Source organism: Streptomyces durbertensis (assembly GCF_014156695.1).
In the GTDB taxonomy this organism is placed as follows: Bacteria; Actinomycetota; Actinomycetes; order Streptomycetales; family Streptomycetaceae; genus Streptomyces; species Streptomyces durbertensis.
Window position 1 is genome coordinate 1 of sequence record NZ_WMLF01000648.1, and the last position, 2,130, is coordinate 2,130.

The 2,130-nt window shown below is 73.6% G+C and carries 3 protein-coding genes; all 3 read left to right on the top strand.

Going from position 1 to position 2,130, the window contains the following annotated elements:
- Nucleotides 1-984: phosphotransferase family protein (locus GL263_RS25480; protein ID WP_228456821.1), on the top strand; the 984-nt coding region annotated here is incomplete at its 5' end.
- 154 nt (nucleotides 985-1,138) lie between these two features.
- Nucleotides 1,139-1,588: an SRPBCC family protein gene (locus tag GL263_RS25485; RefSeq protein WP_182858101.1), complete on the top strand. Its 450-nt coding sequence runs from the start codon at nucleotides 1,139-1,141 to the stop codon at nucleotides 1,586-1,588.
- 146 nt (nucleotides 1,589-1,734) lie between these two features.
- The coding region (locus GL263_RS25490; RefSeq protein WP_182858102.1) for a macro domain-containing protein at nucleotides 1,735-2,130 on the top strand (396 nt) is incomplete at its 3' end.

The following is a 2,130-nucleotide window of genomic DNA, read 5'->3' on the forward strand; positions in this document are numbered from 1 at the left end:
GTATTCGGGTTGCCGCCCGCCGGGCACACCGGACATCTTGACCGGATGATCGGACTACCGCGAGTCCTCACCGAAGACCAGTGCCAGCAGTTGGACGCCGAACGGCTCGTCCCGGCCGTCACCCGACTGTGTGAACGGCTGGGCGCGCCCGGCGTGCGACCGGAGCCGTTCGACGAGGGCTCGCTCCCGGTGTACGCGGTGGGGGAGGAGCTGGTCCTGAAGCTCTACCCGCCGCCGTACGTCGACGAGCTGGACGTGGAGAGCGGCGCCCTGCGGGCCTTGCGGGGGCGACTGCCGGTCGCGGTGCCCGGTGTGCGCGCCGCCGAGGTCGTCGAGGGGTGGGGCGCCCTGCTGATGGGCCGCCTGCCGGGCGAGAGCCTGGCCGGGGCGTGGCCGGGGCTGTCCGCCGACGAGCGCCGGCGGGTGGTCGAGCAACTCGGCCGCGCGCTCGCCGCGATGCACGCCGTCCCGCCGCCGGAGGGCCTCGGCCCGGCCGACTGGGGGAGGTTCGTGGAGGAGCGGGCCGCCGCCTGCGTGTCGCGGCAGCGGGGACTCGGCGCGCCCGCCGAGTGGCTGCGGCAGATCCCGGACTTCCTCGCCACCGTGGAACTACCCGCCGGGCCGCCGGTGTTGCTGCACACCGAGTTCATGCCGGTGCACGTCCACGGCCGCCGGGGCGCCGGTGGGCGCTGGACGGCCACCGGCCTGCTGGACTTCGAGCCCGCCATGCGCGGCGCCCGTGAGTACGACCTCGTGGCCGTCGGCCTCTTCCTCACCCGGGGCGACGCCGGACTGCTGCGTGCCTTCCTGACCGCGTACGGGCTCGGCGAGCGCGACATCGCGGCGGCACCCCGGGTGGCGATGGCGTACACCCTCCTCCACCGGCAGTGTCATCTGCCCTGGTTCCTGCGTGAGGTCCCGCCCGGCGGCGCCGCCACGTTCGACGAACTGGCCCGGCGCTGGTTCGGCGTGGACGGAGCCTGAGGCGGCTGGAGACCGGCGGAGATCCGGGACGTGCGGAGATCCGGGACATAAGGGGCCGATCGCCGGGTACGCGAGGCGCACGGGAGGAAACGGAGTCCCCCCGTCGGCCCGGCACTTCGGTGCGGGGCCGCACGAACAAGGGAAGGAGGACACTGTGTCGCAGGTCGAGGAGTCGGTGGAAGTCGCTGTTCCGGTGCGCACCGCCTACAACCAGTGGACGCAGTTCGAGACGTTCCCCGAGTTCATGGAGGGCGTCGAACGAGTGGAGCAGCGGACCGACACGCTCACCCACTGGGTGACCGACGTCGGTGGCGCGCGGCGTGAGTTCGACGCGCGGATCACCGAGCAGATCCCCGACGAGCGGGTGGCCTGGACGACCGTCGCCGGCGAGGCCCGGCAGGCGGGTGTGGTGACGTTCCACCGGTTGGACGCCAACCGGACCAAGGTGATGCTCCAGATGGAGTTCGACCCGGAGGGCCTGGCCGAGAACGTCGGCGACAAGCTGGGCTTCGTCCGCCGCCGGGCCAGCGGTGACCTGGAGCGGTTCAAGGACTACATCGAGGCGCGGGGCGCCGAGAGCGGCGCCTGGCGGGGCGTGGTCTGACCGCGACGGACGCCCGGCGCCGGCCTGTCCCGGGTTTCCCGTCCGCCGCCCGCACCGACCGCCGGTGCGGGCGGCGGACGCGTGCACGGGTGCGTTGTCGGTGTCCGGTGCTTGACTGGGGGTCGACCGTCGGTGGAGGAGGGGCTGTGCTGGTCGAGCGGAGTGGGGACCTGCTGCGGGACGACGCCCAGGCGTTGGTGAACCCGGTCAACACGGTCGGAGTGATGGGCAAGGGCCTGGCGCTGCGCTTCAGGAGCGCCTACCCGGAGATGTTCAAGGTCTACGTGCGCGCCTGCGCGGCGGGGGAGGTCCGGCCCGGGCGGGTGTTCCCGGTCGCCGTGGGGGAGCGGCGCTGGGTGCTGAACCTCCCCACCAAGCGGCACTGGCGGTCCGGATCCCGGCCCGGTGACATCCGCGCCGGCCTGGACAGCCTGGTCGAGGTGGCCGCCGAGCTGCGGCTGGACAGTGTGGCGATACCCGCGTTGGGGTGCGGCGAGGGCGGCCTGGAGTGGCCGTGGGTGCGGGAGGTGGTCCGGGAGCGC